The 15,645-nt window shown below is 61.8% G+C and carries 19 protein-coding genes; 3 read left to right on the top strand and 16 right to left on the bottom strand.

Features of this window, described 5'->3' with window-relative positions; genetic code table 11:
- Window positions 1–38: 38 nt before the first annotated feature.
- On the bottom strand, window positions 39–644 hold the full coding sequence (locus tag IB265_RS04285; RefSeq protein WP_057251089.1) for a YqgE/AlgH family protein: 606 nt from the start codon (window positions 642–644) through the stop codon (window positions 39–41).
- A 169-nt stretch (window positions 645–813) separates the two neighbouring features.
- Here IB265_RS04285 and IB265_RS04280 point away from each other — a divergent pair, with 169 nt between their 5' ends.
- Both IB265_RS04280 and IB265_RS04275 read left to right on the top strand, forming a co-directional pair.
- Window positions 814–1,656: a protein-disulfide reductase DsbD domain-containing protein gene (locus IB265_RS04280; RefSeq protein WP_057250662.1), complete on the top strand. Its 843-nt coding sequence runs from the start codon at window positions 814–816 to the stop codon at window positions 1,654–1,656.
- 74 nt (window positions 1,657–1,730) lie between these two features.
- The gene (locus IB265_RS04275; protein ID WP_057250664.1) at window positions 1,731–2,216 is read left to right on the top strand and encodes a peroxiredoxin; all 486 of its coding nucleotides are present in this window, start codon (window positions 1,731–1,733) and stop codon (window positions 2,214–2,216) included.
- Between the two features lie 47 nt (window positions 2,217–2,263).
- Here the strand turns inward: IB265_RS04275 and rnhA are convergent, their stop codons facing one another.
- The 13 genes from rnhA to coxB form a co-directional block, all read right to left on the bottom strand.
- Window positions 2,264–2,731 carry a ribonuclease HI gene (gene rnhA, locus IB265_RS04270; protein WP_057250667.1) on the bottom strand — a complete coding sequence of 156 codons (468 nt, stop codon included), beginning with the start codon at window positions 2,729–2,731 and terminating at the stop codon, window positions 2,264–2,266.
- Window positions 2,728–3,708, bottom strand: coding sequence for a homoserine kinase (locus IB265_RS04265; protein ID WP_057250669.1), 981 nt, complete (start codon window positions 3,706–3,708; stop codon window positions 2,728–2,730). Before IB265_RS04265 ends, rnhA begins: the two co-directional genes overlap by 4 nt.
- Before the next feature lie 38 nt (window positions 3,709–3,746).
- Window positions 3,747–4,757: a 4-hydroxy-3-methylbut-2-enyl diphosphate reductase gene (gene ispH, locus IB265_RS04260; RefSeq protein WP_057250671.1), complete on the bottom strand. Its 1,011-nt coding sequence runs from the start codon at window positions 4,755–4,757 to the stop codon at window positions 3,747–3,749.
- Window positions 4,758–4,760: 3 nt separating this feature from the next.
- Window positions 4,761–5,126: a DUF1304 domain-containing protein gene (locus IB265_RS04255; protein ID WP_058320379.1), complete on the bottom strand. Its 366-nt coding sequence runs from the start codon at window positions 5,124–5,126 to the stop codon at window positions 4,761–4,763.
- A 56-nt stretch (window positions 5,127–5,182) separates the two neighbouring features.
- Window positions 5,183–5,947, bottom strand: coding sequence for an SURF1 family protein (locus IB265_RS04250; RefSeq protein WP_057250675.1), 765 nt, complete (start codon window positions 5,945–5,947; stop codon window positions 5,183–5,185).
- On the bottom strand, window positions 5,916–6,299 hold the full coding sequence (locus tag IB265_RS04245; RefSeq protein ID WP_057250677.1) for a DUF983 domain-containing protein: 384 nt from the start codon (window positions 6,297–6,299) through the stop codon (window positions 5,916–5,918). Before IB265_RS04245 ends, IB265_RS04250 begins: the two co-directional genes overlap by 32 nt.
- A complete protein-coding gene (locus IB265_RS04240; protein ID WP_057250679.1) occupies window positions 6,296–6,784 on the bottom strand; it encodes a murein L,D-transpeptidase family protein in 489 nt (162 codons plus the stop codon). The genes IB265_RS04245 and IB265_RS04240 overlap by 4 nt, the downstream gene beginning before the upstream one ends.
- A 102-nt stretch (window positions 6,785–6,886) precedes the next feature.
- Window positions 6,887–7,765: a cytochrome c oxidase subunit 3 gene (locus IB265_RS04235; RefSeq protein WP_057250682.1), complete on the bottom strand. Its 879-nt coding sequence runs from the start codon at window positions 7,763–7,765 to the stop codon at window positions 6,887–6,889.
- Window positions 7,766–7,829: 64 nt separating this feature from the next.
- Window positions 7,830–8,423, bottom strand: a complete 594-nt coding sequence (locus IB265_RS04230) for a cytochrome c oxidase assembly protein (protein ID WP_057250684.1) — start codon at window positions 8,421–8,423, stop codon at window positions 7,830–7,832.
- Window positions 8,424–8,434: 11 nt separating this feature from the next.
- Complete coding sequence (locus IB265_RS04225; RefSeq protein WP_043619862.1) at window positions 8,435–8,575, bottom strand: hypothetical protein; 141 nt, start codon at window positions 8,573–8,575, stop codon at window positions 8,435–8,437.
- Window positions 8,575–9,531 carry a heme o synthase gene (locus tag IB265_RS04220; protein WP_057251090.1) on the bottom strand — a complete coding sequence of 319 codons (957 nt, stop codon included), beginning with the start codon at window positions 9,529–9,531 and terminating at the stop codon, window positions 8,575–8,577. Before IB265_RS04220 ends, IB265_RS04225 begins: the two co-directional genes overlap by 1 nt.
- A 98-nt stretch (window positions 9,532–9,629) precedes the next feature.
- On the bottom strand, window positions 9,630–11,318 hold the full coding sequence (gene ctaD / locus IB265_RS04215; RefSeq protein WP_057250686.1) for a cytochrome c oxidase subunit I: 1,689 nt from the start codon (window positions 11,316–11,318) through the stop codon (window positions 9,630–9,632).
- 20 nt (window positions 11,319–11,338) lie between these two features.
- Window positions 11,339–12,220: a cytochrome c oxidase subunit II gene (coxB, locus tag IB265_RS04210; RefSeq protein ID WP_057250688.1), complete on the bottom strand. Its 882-nt coding sequence runs from the start codon at window positions 12,218–12,220 to the stop codon at window positions 11,339–11,341.
- 341 nt (window positions 12,221–12,561) lie between these two features.
- Between coxB and IB265_RS04205 the strand changes: the two genes are divergently transcribed.
- Window positions 12,562–13,116, top strand: coding sequence for an invasion associated locus B family protein (locus tag IB265_RS04205; RefSeq protein WP_373419799.1), 555 nt, complete (start codon window positions 12,562–12,564; stop codon window positions 13,114–13,116).
- A gap of 134 nt (window positions 13,117–13,250) precedes the next feature.
- On the opposite strand, the gene ribB is transcribed toward IB265_RS04205, so the two are convergent.
- Window positions 13,251–14,351: a 3,4-dihydroxy-2-butanone-4-phosphate synthase gene (gene ribB / locus IB265_RS04200; RefSeq protein WP_057250692.1), complete on the bottom strand. Its 1,101-nt coding sequence runs from the start codon at window positions 14,349–14,351 to the stop codon at window positions 13,251–13,253.
- Window positions 14,352–14,477: 126 nt separating this feature from the next.
- Window positions 14,478–15,578, bottom strand: coding sequence for a chorismate synthase (aroC, locus tag IB265_RS04195; RefSeq protein ID WP_057250694.1), 1,101 nt, complete (start codon window positions 15,576–15,578; stop codon window positions 14,478–14,480).
- Between the last annotated feature and the right edge of the window lie 67 nt (window positions 15,579–15,645).

The following is a 15,645-nucleotide window of genomic DNA, read 5'->3' as shown; positions in this document are numbered from 1 at the left end:
CAACATGAATGATTGAAGAACGCCGGCTAAGACGGCGATCAGGCGTGGCCTGCGTCCACCGAGAGCATCGCGGCCGACACGCCCATCAGCGCCAGCGCCCGGTCGTATTTGTCGTCCAGCGCCTTGTCGAAGATCAGTTCCTCGCGTGCCGGGCTCGTGAGCCAGCCGTTCTGGGTGATTTCCGCCTCGAGTTGCCCCGGACCCCAGCCGGCATAGCCGAGCATCATCGTCGCCCTGACTGGCCCCTCCCCGCGCGAAATGGCGCGGACGATATCGAGCGTTGCCGTCAGGCAGATGTCATCGCTGACCGGAATGCTGGAATCGCTCAGATAGTCGTCGGAATGCAGCACAAAGCCGCGCCCAGTCTCGACCGGCCCACCGGCCTGAATCTGGAAATCCCGTGTCATCTGCGGAAGCCGGATCGCCTCTTCCTCGTCGAGAATATCGAGGTGGAGCAACACGTCCGGAAAGGTCAGTTGTTGAGGCCGATTGAGCACGAAGCCCATGGCGCCGTCGTCTGAATGAGCACAGATGAAGATGACCGTGCGGGCGAAATTGGCATCAAACATTCCCGGCATGGCGATCAGGAATTGACCGTCAAGGAAACCTCGCTCCCGTCTCTTCTGCGCCATCGGAGTCGACATCATGGGAACAGCCTACCAATTCACCGCGAAATGAAAAGCGCCTCAGCGTCGCGGCCGGGAAATATTGCACGCACGACGTTCACTTCGCCGTGTCCGATCAAGCGATTATGATCGTTGCTCTCTTCGCAGCGTCTGGAGCAGCATCGGCAAAAGCGATATTGCTTCCGACATGATCCAGCGCTCCACACATCAGAACATGGCCCAGTTCATTGGCGCGGCAAGCCTCATCGCCGCTTTTTTTCTTACCGTCGCTGCACAGGCGGCCACCAGCGACTGGGTGACCTCTCCAGGCGGCATGATCCGCCTCGTCGCAGCCCAACCCAGGCAGGATGGTACGATCCCCGCAACGCTCGAAGTCAAGCTTAACGCTGGCTGGAAGACCTATTGGCGCGAGCCCGGCGCAAGCGGCATCCCTCCGCAGGTGACGATCGATCCGGCGAGCGGCGTCGTACTCGAGAAGGTCGGCTTCCCCGTGCCGAAGACGTTCGACGATGGCGTGGTGCGCTACGTCGGCTACGACAAGTCGGTCGCTTTCCCGCTGACGCTGAAGCGCGTCCAGGGCACGGGCGACGTGACCATTCGCGCCTCGGTGTTTCTCGGCATCTGCGAAGACATCTGCATCCCGGTCCAGGGCGAGTTGACGCTGGCGCTGAAGCAGGGCGACTTCGACAATCCGCTCGACAGCGCGCGCATCGATGACGCCGTTGCCGCCCTGCCGGAAGCGCCGTCCAAGGACTTTGCCGTCACGGCGAGCCGCTATGATGCGGCAAAAACCGTGCTGCACCTCTCCGTGCACTTGCCTGATGGCGCGGACCATCCGGAGCTGTTCTTGGCCGGCCCCTCCGGCGTTTCTTTCGGCAAGCCCGAGATCGCGATCGAGGGCGAGGCGGGCCTCAGCGCAGCCGTCCCGGTTCGCCTCTCCGGCAAGGACAGGGAACTCAAGGGCAAGCCGATCGTTGTCACCATACGGGCCAAGGGCCGCAGCATGGAGACGACCCTTGCCTTTGACTAGGCCGCATCTATAGTCCGCCGAGTTCTCCGACGAGTGCGGAGAAGCGAAGACGCAAGCAACGCAAGGAGAGTGCCGTGACCATTGCCGTCGGAGACAAACTGCCAGCCGCAACCTTCAAGGAAAAAACCGCCGACGGTCCGGTGGAGGTCACCACCGATCAGCTCTTCGCGGGCAAGCGCGTCGTGCTCTTCGCCGTTCCAGGTGCCTTCACGCCCACCTGCTCGCTCAACCATCTGCCAGGTTACCTCGAAAACCGCGACGCGATCCTTGCCCGCGGCATCGACGATATCGCCGTCGTCTCGGTCAACGACCTGCATGTGATGGGTGCCTGGGCAACCGCATCCGGCGGCATGGGCAAAATCCACTTCCTTTCCGACTGGAACGCCGCTTTCACCAAGGCACTCGGCATGGACATCGACCTGTCGGCCGGCACGCTTGGCGTCCGCTCGAAGCGCTATTCGATGCTGGTGGAAGACGGCGTGGTGAAGTCGCTCAATCTCGAAGAAAGCCCGGGACAGGCGACCGTTTCCGGCGCTGCGGCGATGCTCGAGCAGCTCTGAGCGCAGAAGTATGTGCAAATGGAAACGGGCCTCAACGGGCCCGTTTTTCATTTCACGAGAAGAGAGTCCGGACGGCGCCCCTTCTTGTAGGGTTCCATGCCCTTGCGGGCGAGCTCGTCGGCGCGCTCGTTTTCCGGATGGCCGGCGTGGCCCTTGACCCAATGCCAGGTCACCTTGTGTCGGCGGTTGGCTTCGTCCAGCGCCTGCCAGAGTTCGCCATTCTTCACCGGCTTCTTGTCCGCGGTTTTCCAGCCGTTCTTCTTCCAGCCGTGGATCCACTTGGAGATGCCGTCCATCACATATTTGCTGTCGGTATGCAGATCGACCTCGCAGGCGCTCTTCAGCGCATCGAGCGCCGAGATCGCCGCCAACAATTCCATGCGGTTGTTGGTTGTCTCGGCTTCGCCGCCGGAGAGTTCCTTTTCCACCTCGCCGTAGCGCAGCACGGCGCCCCAGCCGCCCGGCCCCGGATTGCCGGAGCAGGCGCCGTCCGTGAAGATGTCGACGTGTTTCATGCCCGGCCCTCTTCGCGTCTCAGGCCGTATTCAGCGCTCGAAGCGATGGCGCGGTGGAAGCGGATCTTCGTCAGATATTCGAGCGGATCTTTCTTGACCACGAGCGCGCCGGCAGGCGTCATCAGCCAATCATAGAGCCGCGTCAGGAAGAAGCGCAGCGCCGAGCCGCGGCAGAGCAGCGGCAGGGCGTCGACCTCCGCCGGCGTCAGCTTGCGCACGCTCTCGTAGCCCGAAAGCATCGCCATGCCCTTGGTGATGTTGTAGGAGCCGTTTTTCTCGAAGCACCAGGAATTCAGGCAAACGGCAACGTCATAGGCGAGATAGTCGTTGCAGGCGAAGTAGAAGTCGATCAGGCCGGAAAGCTGGTCGCCGAGGAAGAAGACATTGTCCGGGAAGAGATCGGCGTGGATGACGCCATCCGGCAAGGACTGCGGCCAATGACGTTCCAGATGCTCGAGTTCCGCCGATATCTCGTCCTTGAGACCCGACTGCACCTCGTCGGCGCGCGCCTCGGAATTGACCCAGAGTGGCCGCCAGCCGCCAACCGAAAGCGCATTGGTGCGCTTCAGCGCGAAGCCTTCGCCGGCAAGATGCATGGCGGCAAGCGCCTTGCCGACCTCGTGGCAGTGTTTTGCCTCGGGCTTCCTCAGCCACATGCCCTCGAGGAAGGAGATGACGGCGGCGGGGCGGCCGGAGAGCTCACCGAGCAGCTTGCCATCGGCCCGCGGCAGCGGTAGCGGGCAGGACAGGCCGCGGTCGGCCAGATGGTGCATCAATCCCAGGAAGAATGGCAGGTCATCGGCGTTCACCCGCTTTTCGTAAAGCGTGAGAATGTAGGAGCCCTTGGTCGTGTGCATCAGGAAATTGGAATTCTCGACGCCCTCGGCGATCCCCTTGTAGGAGGTCAGCTGGCCGACGTCATAGGCGGTGAGAAAACGGGAGAGATCGTCTTCCGTGATATCGGTGTAAACTGCCAAGGGCTTCCACTCTCAAGAAATGCGGGCAAGAAATGTGATTATTCGCCGTTGACGAAGGCCATATCGGCTGATGTCAGCGGCACATGGCGGATCTCGCGGTTGACGAGGAAGTTTTCGTTTTCCTCGACCGTATCGGCAAGTTCCACCTTCGCGTCGTAACGTTCGCGGAATGCCTCGATGATCTCGTTGACGATCACTTCGGGCGCCGAGGCGCCGGCCGACAGACCTACCGTCGAGATATCGCCCATCGCATCCCAGTCGATTTCCGATGCACGCTGCACCAGCACGGACTTCTTCGCGCCGGCCCGCAGCGCCACTTCGACCAGTCGCTTGGAATTGGAAGAGTTGGGCGCGCCGACGACGAGGAACAGGTCGCAGCCCGGCGCTGCCTGCTTCACCGCCTCCTGACGGTTGGTGGTGGCGTAACAGATCGAATCTGCAGCAGGCGCCGTCAGGTTCGGAAAGCGCTCGTGCAGCCGCTTGATGACGCCGGCCGTATCGTCGACCGACAGCGTCGTCTGGGTGACGAAGCCGAGATTGTCCGGGTCCGGCGGCTGGTAGACGTCGGCATCTTCGACCGTTTCGACGAGCGACACGGCGCCTTCCGGCAACTGCCCCATGGTGCCGATCACCTCCGGATGACCGGCATGGCCGATCAGCACGACGTGCCGACCGAGGCGGTGATGGCGCATCGCCTGCTTGTGGACCTTGGAGACCAGCGGGCAGGTGGCGTCGAGATAGAAGAGATTGCGGGCGTCAGCATCCGCGGGCACCGATTTCGGCACGCCATGGGCCGAGAAGACCACCGGCTGCTTGCGGTGCTCCGGCGGGATCTCGTCGAGCTCTTCGACGAAGATCGCGCCCTTGGCCTCAAGGCCCTCGACGACATAGCGATTGTGCACGATCTCGTGGCGGACATAGACGGGCGCGCCGAACTCCTTCAGCGCCAGGACGACGATCTGGATCGCCCGGTCGACGCCGGCGCAAAAACCGCGCGGCCCGCAGAGGCGAATGGTGATCGGGGATTTTGCTGCCGCTGATGATGCCATGGATCAGAATGCCAATAGAAGGAAAACAAGCGCTGCGATCGCCGGGCCGCCCTGGATTAAGAGGATGCGCGGCTTGACCGACCACGCGCCATATATAGCGGCAACGATCACGCACACAAGGAAGAACACCTTCAGCTCGAAGGCAAAGGACGGTTCCGACTGGATCAACGACCAGAACAGGCCGGCCGCGAGAAAACCATTGTAGAGACCCTGGTTCGCCGCAAGGACGCGTGTTGTCTCCGCTTGCTCCGGTGTCATGCGGAAGACAGCCCTCCCCCGAGGTCCTGTCCACAGGAACATCTCGAGCACGAGAAAGCCGACATGCAGCAAACCCGTCAACGCAATCAGAGTGTTCGCGATAATCGCCATCCTTGTTCCCCGCTGTCGATCCCTTCAGCAGGGTTAGCACGGCGGCGCCGTCCGGGCTATCGCCCGCGGCGCGCCACGTAAATGCCGCTGACCAGCACCAAAGCTGCCGCCAGCCCATACCAAGTCAGGGCGTATTGCAGATGGTTGTTGGGCAGGTCGAACTGGGTAACGCCGCCGATCGGCAGACCGCCAGGGTTGAGTGTCGCATCGGCATCGACGAACAGCGGCAGCACCTTGTCGGCCGGAAGCCCGACCGACGACGCCATCGTGTCGAGATCCTTCCAGTAGAAGATGTTCTTGGCGAGATCATTGTCCGGAACGAGCGACGACGGCTTTTCGGTGAGCTTCGGTCTTGCAAGACCGTGGACACCTACGAAGGCCGGAAGCTCGCCCGCGAGACGGGTCGACGATTCTTTCTGTTCGAAGGGCACGAAGCCGCGATTGACGAAGAGCACGCGGCCATCGTCGAGCGTCAGTGGCGTGAAGACGTAATAGCCGGTGCGGCCGTTAAAGGTCGCGAAGAAATGCCGCTCCTTGCTGTGATCGAAGGTGCCTGTAACCGTGACGGTGCGGTAATCGATGTCCACCCCATCTGCGAGCATCTTCTCGATGTCGCCAAGCGACACCGGAGGCGCCGACCGACGCTCCTGGATCGCGGTCAGCAGGCCTTCCTTCCAGTGCAGCCGCTGCATCTGCCAGGTGCCGAGCGAGATAAGGATGGCGAAGGCGACGGCGAGCAATAGGAAGGCGCCGAGGCGTCCGAGGAGGCCGCGCTTCTTGACTTCGATCTCAGCCACGGTCGATTTCGCCCGGGCGCGCATTGTTGCGGTACTGCAGGTTGATCAGGACGCCCTTCAGAATGCGTGTCAGCCCGAGGCTGAGGATGGTCGCGAGCGGGATCCACAACAGGAAATGCAGCCACAGCGGTGGGTTGAAGTTGACCTCCGCCCAAAGCGCCGCGCCAACGACGACGAAGCCGACGATCAGGATGACAAAGACCACCGGGCCATCGCCGGCATCGGCAAAGCGATAGTCCAGGTCGCAGCTTGTGCAGGCCGGTTTGACCTTGAGGAAGCCGTCGAACAGCCTGCCCTGGCCGCAGCGCGGGCAAAGCCCCTTGATCCCTGTCATCACCGGGTCCACCGGCGGGAAATGTGCCTTGTCTTCGCTCACGGCTTGATCTCGATTGGCGTGTTGTTGGGGACCATCGTCCAGATTTCTTCCATTTCGGCATTGGTAACGGCAATGCAGCCATTCGTCCAATCGAAGCGCTGCGTCAAAAACGCCAGCCAACCGAAATAATTGGGCTGGCCATGGATCATGATCATGCCGCCGGGATCGACCCCATTTGCGACCGCGGCCTTGGTATCTTCCGGCGCCGGATAGGAGACGTGGATGGACTTGTAGTAGCCGCTTCCCGGATTGCGCCAATCGAGGAGATAGAGCCCTTCCGGCGTCCTCTCGTCGCCTTCCTGCCGCTTGTGACCAACGGGGTTTCCGCCGAGCGCGACCGCATATTCGCGGATCAACTGGCCACCGTGGAAGAGCTGCAAGAGCCGCCGTTCCTTGTGGACGACGACCCTATCCGCAACGTCGGCCGCCGCAGCCGAGACGGAGCCGGCCAGCACCGCCATGACCATGATCGACGCAACCCGCATTTCGCACCCCCGTCGCGTTGCCATCATCACAAGCCACCAAAAGAACAAGGCGGCTGCATGGCTGCAACCGCCCTGTTCATAAAGATCGAGATGCTCGCGCTATCAGCCGTGAGCGATCGGCGCACCCCAGCTGCCCCAGATGTAGATGGAGAAGAAGAGGAAGAGCCAGACGACGTCAACGAAGTGCCAGTACCAGGCAGCCGCTTCGAAGCCGAAGTGCTGCTTGGGCGTGAAATCGCCGCGCAGGGCACGGATGAGGCAGACGAGCAGGAAGATCGTGCCGACCAGAACGTGGAAGCCGTGGAAGCCGGTCGCCATGAAGAAGGTCGCGCCGTAGATCGAGTCCTTGAAGGCGAACGGAGCGTGGGCGTATTCGTAGCCCTGAACGAAGGAGAACAGCACGCCGAGCGCGACCGTCAGCATCAGGCCCGAGATCAGGCCCTTGCGGTCGTTGTGCAGGAGCGCGTGGTGTGCCCAGGTGACCGTCGTGCCCGAAAGCAGCAGGATGACGGTGTTGTAGAGCGGCAGGTGCCACGGATCGAGCACTTCGATACCCTTCGGCGGCCAGACGCCGCCGGTGAAGGTGGCGCGGGTTGCCTGGATGGCTTCGCCCGGGAACAGGCTCGCATCGAAGAAGGCCCAGAACCAGGCCACGAAGAACATCACTTCCGAAGCGATGAACATGATCATGCCGTAGCGCAGGTGCAGCGACACGACACGGGTGTGGTGGCCTTCATGCGCTTCCTTCACCGTGTCCGACCACCAGCCGAACATGGTGTAGAGAACGATGATCAGACCGGCGAGCAGGATCCAGACGTTGGCGAGCTCGAGGCCGAAGATCTTCAGCGAGCTGCCCGCGAGGTAGCGCATGTAGCAGATGCCGCCGAACGCCATGACGAAGGCGCCGATCGAGGCAAGCAACGGCCAGGGGCTCGGGTCGATGATGTGGTAGTCGTGATTCTTCTGATGCGCACCGGCCATGTCAGTAATCCCCGAAATGTCTCTCTCTTGTCGCCCTTCCGGCATAGCCGAAAAGGACCTCCAGTCAAAGTTTGTTCTCTTCCGTCTTCACCTGCGCCACCGGTTTCGACGGTTCGCGCGGGTAGAAGGTGTAGGAAAGCGTCAACGTCTTGATGTCCTTGGTCTCCACCGCCTTGACGATCTCCGGATCGACGAAGAATACCACCGGCATCTCCATCTCCTCTCCCGGCTGTAGCGTCGTCTCGGTGAAGCAGAAGCACTGTACCTTGTTGAAATAGGCACCGGCCTGCATCGGCGTGACATTGAAGGTCGCCTGGCCCGTCGTCGGCTTCGACGACAGGTTCTTCGCCCGGTACATCACCTGCACAGTTTCGCCGATGCGGATATCGATGTCGCGCTGGACCGGCTTGAACTCCCAGGGCAGACCGCCCGAGGTGTTCGCGTCGAAGGTGACCCTCACCTTCTCGTCCAGGATCACGTCCGAAGCCTGCTCGACGCGCTGCGTCGTACCGTTATAGCCGGTGACGCGGCAGAACATGTCGTAGAGCGGCACGGCGGCATAGGCCATGCCGACCATGCCGGCGACGAAGGCAAGGCAAGTGCCGACGACGACGCGGTTCGAGCGCTGTTTGGGCGTGGTTTCCGATGAATTCGTCATGCCGTCCCGCCTCAGTTGACCATGCCGTTGCCGAACTTGATCAGCGTGACGATGTAGAACAGGACGACAAGCCCGAAGAGGACGAAGCCGAGCGCGATGTTGCGACCGCGGCGCGATTTCTTCTGGGCATCAGTGAGCTTGACGGTTTCCATCAGGCAATACTCCCGGCGTGCAGCCAGATATTGACGATTAGGTGATCCGCCATCAGGGCGGAGAAGATCACGAACAGATACATGATCGAGAAGGCAAACAGCTTCTTGGCGGGCAGCATGCGCTCATCCGTCTCAGGCATGCGCAGCACGCCGATCGAATACCAGATGAAGCCGAGACCGAGTGCCGCTGCCACGAGGCCGTAACCGATGCTCGCGAAACCGAGCAAGGTGGGACAGATACCGATGAGCGCGGTCAGCACGGCATAGATGACGATCTGCTTCTTGGTGGTCGCCTGGCCGCAGACATTCGGCATCATCGGCACGCCGACGGCGCCATAGTCGCCCATCTTGAAGAGGGCAAGCGCCCAGAAATGGGCTGGCGTCCACAGGAAGGTGATCAGGAAGAGAACGATGCTTTCGATCGATACGGCGCCGGTGACGCAGGCCCAGCCGATCATCGGCGGGAAAGCACCGGCCGCACCGCCGATGACGATGTTCTGCGGCGTCGAGCGCTTCAGCCACATCGTGTAGATGACCACGTAGAAGAAGATTGTGAAGGCGAGCAACCCGGCTGCGAGCCAATTGACGGCGAGCCCGAGGATGATCACGGAAAAGGCGGAGAGCGTCAGACCGAAAGCCAGCGCTTCCTGCGGCAGGATCTTGCCTGCCGGGATCGGGCGCTTGGCGGTACGGCTCATGACTGCGTCGATATCGGCGTCATACCACATGTTCAGCGCACCGGAGGCGCCGGCGCCGACGGCGATGCAGAGAATAGCGATGAAGCCGATGAAGGGATTGATGTGGCCCGGCGCGAGCACCAGCCCGGCGAGTGCCGTAAAGACGACGAGGGACATGACACGTGGCTTCAGAAGCTCGAAATAATCGCGCGCAGAGGCTTCGGACAGGCGCGCAACGCCTTCCATGCCGACTGCTTCGTGATTGTCGATGACCGTCATGTCGTGTCCCTGTGCAAGTCCCGGCCGCAATGGCCGTGTGTCGCCGGTTTCCCGGCGGGGTGAAGCCGCCGGAACCGGCGGCTTCTGTTCGTTGCCCGTCACTTGATGCGCGGGAGCTGCTCCCACTGGTGGAACGGCGGCGGCGAAGACAGCTGCCATTCCAGAGTGTTCGCGCCCTCGCCCCACGGGTTGTCGCCTGCGACGCGCTTCTTGGCGAAGGCTTCGAAGACGCCGAAGAGGAAGATCAGCACGCCGACGGCTGCGATGTAGGAGCCGTAGGACGAAACCATGTTCCAGCCGGCATAGGCGTCCGGATAGTCGATGTAGCGGCGCGGCATGCCGGCGAGGCCGAGGAAGTGCTGCGGGAAGAAGATCAGGTTCACGCCAATGAACATGACCCAGAAGTGCAGCTTGCCGACGAACTCGGAGTACATGTAGCCGGTCATCTTCGGGAACCAGTAGTACCAGGCCGCGAAGATCGCGAACACGGCGCCGAGCGACAGAACGTAGTGGAAGTGAGCAACCACGTAGTAGGTGTCGTGCAGCGAACGGTCGAGGCCGGCGTTGGCGAGCTGAACGCCCGTGACGCCACCGACGGTGAACAGGAAGATGAAGCCGATCGCCCAGACCATCGGGGTCGTGAAGCGGATCGAACCACCCCACATCGTCGCGATCCACGAGAAGATCTTAACGCCGGTCGGAACAGCGATAACCATCGTCGCGAAGACGAAGTAGCGCTGCGTGTCGAGCGACATGCCGACGGTGTACATGTGGTGCGCCCACACGATGAAGCCGACAGCGCCGATCGCGACCATGGCGTAGGCCATGCCGAGGTAGCCGAAGATCGGCTTGCGCGAGAAGGTGGAAACGATGTGGCTGACGATGCCGAAGCCCGGCAGGATCAGGATGTACACTTCCGGGTGACCGAAGAACCAGAACAGGTGCTGGAACAGGATCGGGTCGCCGCCGCCTTCAGGCGCGAAGAAGGCCGTGCCGAAGTTGCGGTCGGTGAGCAGCATGGTGATGCCGCCTGCCAGAACCGGCAGCGAGAGCAGCAGCAGGAAGGCGGTAATCAGAACCGACCAGGCAAAGAGCGGCATCTTGTGCAGCGTCATGCCCGGAGCGCGCATGTTCAGGATCGTGGTGATGAAGTTGATCGCACCGAGGATCGAGGATGCGCCGGCGATGTGCAGGCCGAGGATCACGAAATCCATGGCCGGCCCGGGCATGCCCGATGTCGAGAATGGCGGATAGATCGTCCACCCGCCGCCTGCACCATAGGCACCGGCCGGTCCCTCGACGAACATCGACAGGAGCACCAGCAGGAAGGCCGGGATGATCAGCCAGAAGGAGATGTTGTTCATGCGCGGGAACGCCATGTCCGGCGCACCGATCATGATCGGAACCATCCAGTTGGCGAAGCCGCCGATCAGCGCGGGCATGACCATGAAGAAGATCATGATGAGCGCGTGCGCGGTCGTGAACACGTTGAACATGTGCTTGCCGCCGTCGATGGCAGCATCACCCTCGAAGCCGTAGACCATCTGCGCCAGACCGTGGAAGATCTGGATGCCCGGCTCCTGCAGTTCGGCGCGCATGAACACCGAGAGCGTGCCGCCGATGATGCCCGCGAAAATCGCGAAGATCAGGTACAGCGTGCCGATGTCCTTGTGGTTGGTCGACAGGAACCAGCGCTGAAAGAAGCTCAGAGGCTTATGCGCATGGTCTGCGTGGCCATGATCGGAGTGATCATGGCGTTGATCGTGATGAACGGCTGTTCCAGCCATGGGTCGAGCTCCCCTTCCGATTACTGTGCGGCGTTTGCGGCGACGTCGACGGTCTTGGCCGCATCGATGGACGCCATGAGCGCCTTGTTCGCATCGCCGAGATTGGTAGCGGCGGCTGCGAGCCAGGTGTCGTATTTTTCCTGCGAAACAACGCGGATCGCGATCGGCATATAGGCGTGATCCTTGCCGCAGAGCTCGGAACACTGGCCGTAGTACAGACCTTCGCGGTCAGCCTTGAACCAGGTTTCGTTCAGGCGGCCGGGAACGGCATCGATCTTCACGCCGAAGGCAGGCATTGCGAAGGCATGGATCACGTCGGCGGCGGTGACGAGGACACGAACCGTCTTGCCGACCGGAATGACAACTTCGTTGTCGACGGCGAGCAGGCGCGGATATTCCTTCTTGTCTTCCTTGCCGAGGGCGGCGCGATCTTCATCCTTCACCAGCAGGCTGTCGAAGGAGAGCGGGCTTTCGCCGACTTCATATTCATAGGACCAGTACCACTGGTTGCCGGTCGCCTTGACCGTCAGGTCCGGATTGGCCGGCGGCGTGAGCTGCGCGGTCAGGAGCTGGAAGGACGGAATGGCGAGGAAAAGAAGCACGATGACCGGACCGACGGTCCAGACGACTTCGATGGCGGTGTTGTGGCTGGTCTTGGAGGGAACCGGGTTAGCACTCTCGCGGAACTTGACCACGACGATGATCAGCAGGAGGAGAACGAAGAGGGTGATCGGAATGATGAACCACAGGGTATAATGTTCAAACCACGTGATTTCTTCCATGATGCCCGTAGCGGCCGACTGAAAGTTTGTCTGCCAATCGACAGGCTTGTCAGCAAAGGCGCTCGAAGCAAAAAGCAGACAGGCAAGCGCTGCCAGAACTGCATAAGCCTTGTTTTTCACAATATGTCTCCCCAATGCGCTTGATCAGGATCAAACCGGAACGCAGAATCCCTGCGATACTGCTGCGCTTCAAACCACAGTTTGTCCGATGCCGCAACATCTGACCAATCAACCCCATGCGGCATTTTTGCACAAACGCATCTTTTCACACAGGCACCCCTTAGAAGCCGTCACGAATCGACTTATATGACGTCTTCCGCGCCCCTAAAGGCGCGATCGCACGCGGTTCGCGCGGCAACACACGGGATAGGGCGTTAACCCGCCCAATTTCCGCCATATGACGCTGGAATGTGCCCCGCAGGGCTTTTCATTTATTCCCGCGCGCTTCAAGAATAGCCCTGATGATTCGACGTTTTGAGGTTTACATGGGCCTGCCCCTCTTTTCGCGACTGTCGGCCTTCGCCGCCTTCGGCCTTGCCGTTCTCGCTCTCCCCGCTCAGAGCCTGGCCCAGCAGCCCGCCGGAACACCCGGCACGGTCAAGTCCAACCACGGCGCGTGGTCGATCGTTTGCGATCAGCCGGCAGGCGCATCCACCGACCAGTGCGCGCTGATGCAGAACGTCATTGCCGAGGACCGGCCGGAAGTCGGCCTGTCGGTGGTCGTGCTGAAGACGGCGGACCGCAAGGCGAAGATCCTGCGCGTGCTCGCTCCGCTCGGCGTGCTGCTGCCAAACGGCCTCGGCCTCAACGTCGACGGCAAGGATATCGGCCGCGCCTACTTCGTGCGCTGCTTCTCCGACGGCTGCTATGCGGAAGTCGTGCTTGAAGATGAATTGCTGAAGACCTTCCGCTCCGGCGCGACGGCGACCTTCATCGTCTTCCAGTCGCCGGAAGAAGGCATCGGCATCCCGGTCGATCTCAAGGGCTTCGGCGAAGGCTACGACGCGTTGCCCTGACCGGTCGCCGGACCCCACACAAACAAGACACAGGGCCGCGCTTCGAGCGCGGCTTTTTTATTGGCAGGCGCCGGCACAAACGACAAAGCCCGGATCCACGATCCGGGCTTTGTCGTATTCAGAGACGTCGTGCTTTAGATGATGTCGGTTCCGGCGATCTTGATGCCGAAGCCTTCGAGGCCGACATAGTGGCGCTCCCGGGAGGCAAGAAGGCGGATAGAGCTGATGCCGAGATCTTTCAGGATCTGGGCGCCGAGGCCGATTTCCAGCCATTCGTTCTCGCGCGCCTGCGCCTCGTCATGTGCTTCACGATCGTGTTTGCCCTTGCGGGCCGTTTGCGACACGCCGACGCCGACCGAGCCTTCGCGCAGGTAGACGATGACCCCCCTGCCCTCGTCGGCAATGCGCTTCATGACGCGATCGATCTGGCAGTCCTTGCCGAACACGTCGGCGCCGACATTTTCGAGGTGCAGCCGGACCGGGATATCGACGCCGTCGCGAATATCGCCGAAGACGACGGCAAGATGCTGCATCGGATCCCAGGGCAGCGAATAGGAATGACCCTTGGCCGCACCGTAGGGGGTTTCGATATCGAAGGATCCGCCCTGCTCGATCAGCGTTTCCTTGCGCTGGCGGTAGGCGATGAGGTCGGCGACCGAAACCTGTTTCAGCCCATGGGTCTCGGCAAAGCTCGCGACCTGCGGTCCGCGCATGACGGTGCCGTCATCGTTGACGAGTTCGCAGATGACGCCGATCGGCGGCAGGCTTGCGAGCTTGCAGAGGTCGACGGCGGCTTCGGTGTGACCGGAGCGCATCAGAACGCCGCCTTCGCGGGCGACCAGCGGGAAGATGTGGCCCGGGCGAACGAAGTCCGTCGGCCCGACATTGGGGTTGGCGAGGTTGCGCACCGTCAACGTACGGTCATCGGCGGAAATGCCGGTCGTGGTGCCGTGCTTGAAATCGACCGAGACGGTGAAGGCCGTCGTATGGGCAGAATCGTTTTCAGCAACCATGGCATTGAGGTTGAGGCGTTTCGCCTCCTCGCGCGGCATCGGCGTGCAGACGATGCCCGACGTGTGGCGCACGATGAAGGCCATCTTCTCCGGCGTGCAATGCACCGCGGCGACGATCAAATCGCCCTCGTTCTCGCGGCCGTCATCATCGGTCACGACAACGATTTCGCCGGCCTCGAAGGCGCGGATGGCGTCGACGACACGCTTCTGGTCATAGGACATGGTGCTCTTCCCGAAATAGAGGGCGAATTACTTACAGCGCCGCGCGTCTCGTAGACGAGCAAAGGTCGCTGTAACACTTTAAGTTGCTGCATAATTTTGTCCTTAAATCGATTCCGATTTAAGGAATTATGCAGTAAGCCGGCCGGTCTGGCCGCGGTCACGCAGGTAGTGATCGGCGATCGTGCAGGCAAGCATCGCCTCGCCGATCGGCACGGCGCGGATGCCGACGCAGGGGTCGTGGCGGCCCTTGGTGCGGACATCGACTTCTTTGCCATCGCTGTCGACCGAGCGGCGCTCGGTGAGGATCGACGACGTCGGCTTGATGGCAAAACGCGCGATCACGGGTTCGCCGGTGGCGATGCCGCCGAGAATACCGCCGGCATGATTGGAGAGGAAGACCGGCTTGCCGTCGACGCCGATGCGCATCTCGTCGGCGTTCTCCTCACCGGTGATCTCGGCCGCACCGAAGCCGTTGCCGATCTCGACGCCTTTGACGGCGTTGATCGACATCAGGTTGGAGGCAATGTCCTGATCGAGCTTGGCATAGATCGGCGCGCCGATGCCGGCGGGCACGCCCTCGGCGACCACTTCGACGACGGCGCCGATCGAGGAGCCGGCCTTGCGGATGCCGTCGAGATATTCCTCCCAAACCGGCACGATCTCCGGATCCGGCGCGAAGAAGGGGTTGTTGCCCACCTCGGCCCAATCCCAGTTGGCCCGGTTGATCTTGTGCTTGCCGATCTGGACGAGGGCGCCGCGCACGACGAGCCCCGGAACGACCTTGCGGGCGATGCCGCCGGCGGCAACGCGCGCCGCGGTCTCGCGCGCCGAGGAACGGCCGCCGCCGCGATAGTCGCGGATGCCGTATTTCAGATCATAGGTGTAGTCGGCGTGGCCAGGACGGTAACGCTTGGCGATCTCGGAATAGTCCTTCGAACGCTGGTCGGTGTTCTCGATCAGCATGGAGATCGGCGTCCCGGTCGAGATCATCGTCTCGCCGTCCTCGTCGAACATCACGCCGGAGAGCACCTTGACGAGATCATCCTCGCGGCGCTGCGTCACGAAACGCGACTGCCCGGGCTTGCGCTTGTCGAGCCAGGCCTGAAGTTCGGCGAGCGTGAAACGGACGCCGGGCGGGCAACCATCCACCACGCAGCCAAGCGCCGGGCCGTGGCTTTCGCCCCAGGTGGTGACGCGGAAGAGGTGACCGAAAGTGTTATGCGACATGAAGGCTACCGGACCTTAAGCAAGCAACGGCCGTACGTTTTTCGTACACGGATGCCCTCTCTTAGTG

Origin of the sequence: Ensifer sp. ENS10 (assembly GCF_014852025.1) — a bacterium.
Classification (GTDB): domain Bacteria; phylum Pseudomonadota; class Alphaproteobacteria; order Rhizobiales; family Rhizobiaceae; genus Ensifer.
Note: the sequence above shows the minus strand (reverse complement) of the source record. Positions and strands in the feature narration are given on the sequence as shown.

Excerpts from the sequence above, each read along its gene's own strand:
- ispH (WP_057250671.1), bottom strand. The coding sequence starts at position 4,757 with ATGGCATCATCAGCGGCAGCAAAATCCCCGATCACCATTCGCCTCTGC.
- aroC (WP_057250694.1), bottom strand. The coding sequence starts at position 15,578 with ATGTCGCATAACACTTTCGGTCACCTCTTCCGCGTCACCACCTGGGGC.
- IB265_RS04235 (WP_057250682.1), bottom strand. The coding sequence starts at position 7,765 with ATGGCCGGTGCGCATCAGAAGAATCACGACTACCACATCATCGACCCG.
- IB265_RS04250 (WP_057250675.1), bottom strand. The coding sequence starts at position 5,947 with ATGCGCGCCCGGGCGAAATCGACCGTGGCTGAGATCGAAGTCAAGAAG.
- IB265_RS04220 (WP_057251090.1), bottom strand. The coding sequence starts at position 9,531 with ATGACGGTCATCGACAATCACGAAGCAGTCGGCATGGAAGGCGTTGCG.
- IB265_RS04225 (WP_043619862.1), bottom strand. The coding sequence starts at position 8,575 with ATGGAAACCGTCAAGCTCACTGATGCCCAGAAGAAATCGCGCCGCGGT.
- IB265_RS04230 (WP_057250684.1), bottom strand. The coding sequence starts at position 8,423 with ATGACGAATTCATCGGAAACCACGCCCAAACAGCGCTCGAACCGCGTC.
- IB265_RS04285 (WP_057251089.1), bottom strand. The coding sequence starts at position 644 with ATGTCGACTCCGATGGCGCAGAAGAGACGGGAGCGAGGTTTCCTTGAC.
- rnhA (WP_057250667.1), bottom strand. The coding sequence starts at position 2,731 with ATGAAACACGTCGACATCTTCACGGACGGCGCCTGCTCCGGCAATCCG.
- IB265_RS04240 (WP_057250679.1), bottom strand. The coding sequence starts at position 6,784 with ATGCGGGTTGCGTCGATCATGGTCATGGCGGTGCTGGCCGGCTCCGTC.
- IB265_RS04280 (WP_057250662.1), top strand. The coding sequence starts at position 814 with ATGATCCAGCGCTCCACACATCAGAACATGGCCCAGTTCATTGGCGCG.
- IB265_RS04255 (WP_058320379.1), bottom strand. The coding sequence starts at position 5,126 with ATGGCGATTATCGCGAACACTCTGATTGCGTTGACGGGTTTGCTGCAT.
- ribB (WP_057250692.1), bottom strand. The coding sequence starts at position 14,351 with ATGTCCTATGACCAGAAGCGTGTCGTCGACGCCATCCGCGCCTTCGAG.
- ctaD (WP_057250686.1), bottom strand. The coding sequence starts at position 11,318 with ATGGCTGGAACAGCCGTTCATCACGATCAACGCCATGATCACTCCGAT.
- IB265_RS04205 (WP_373419799.1), top strand. The coding sequence starts at position 12,562 with ATGATTCGACGTTTTGAGGTTTACATGGGCCTGCCCCTCTTTTCGCGA.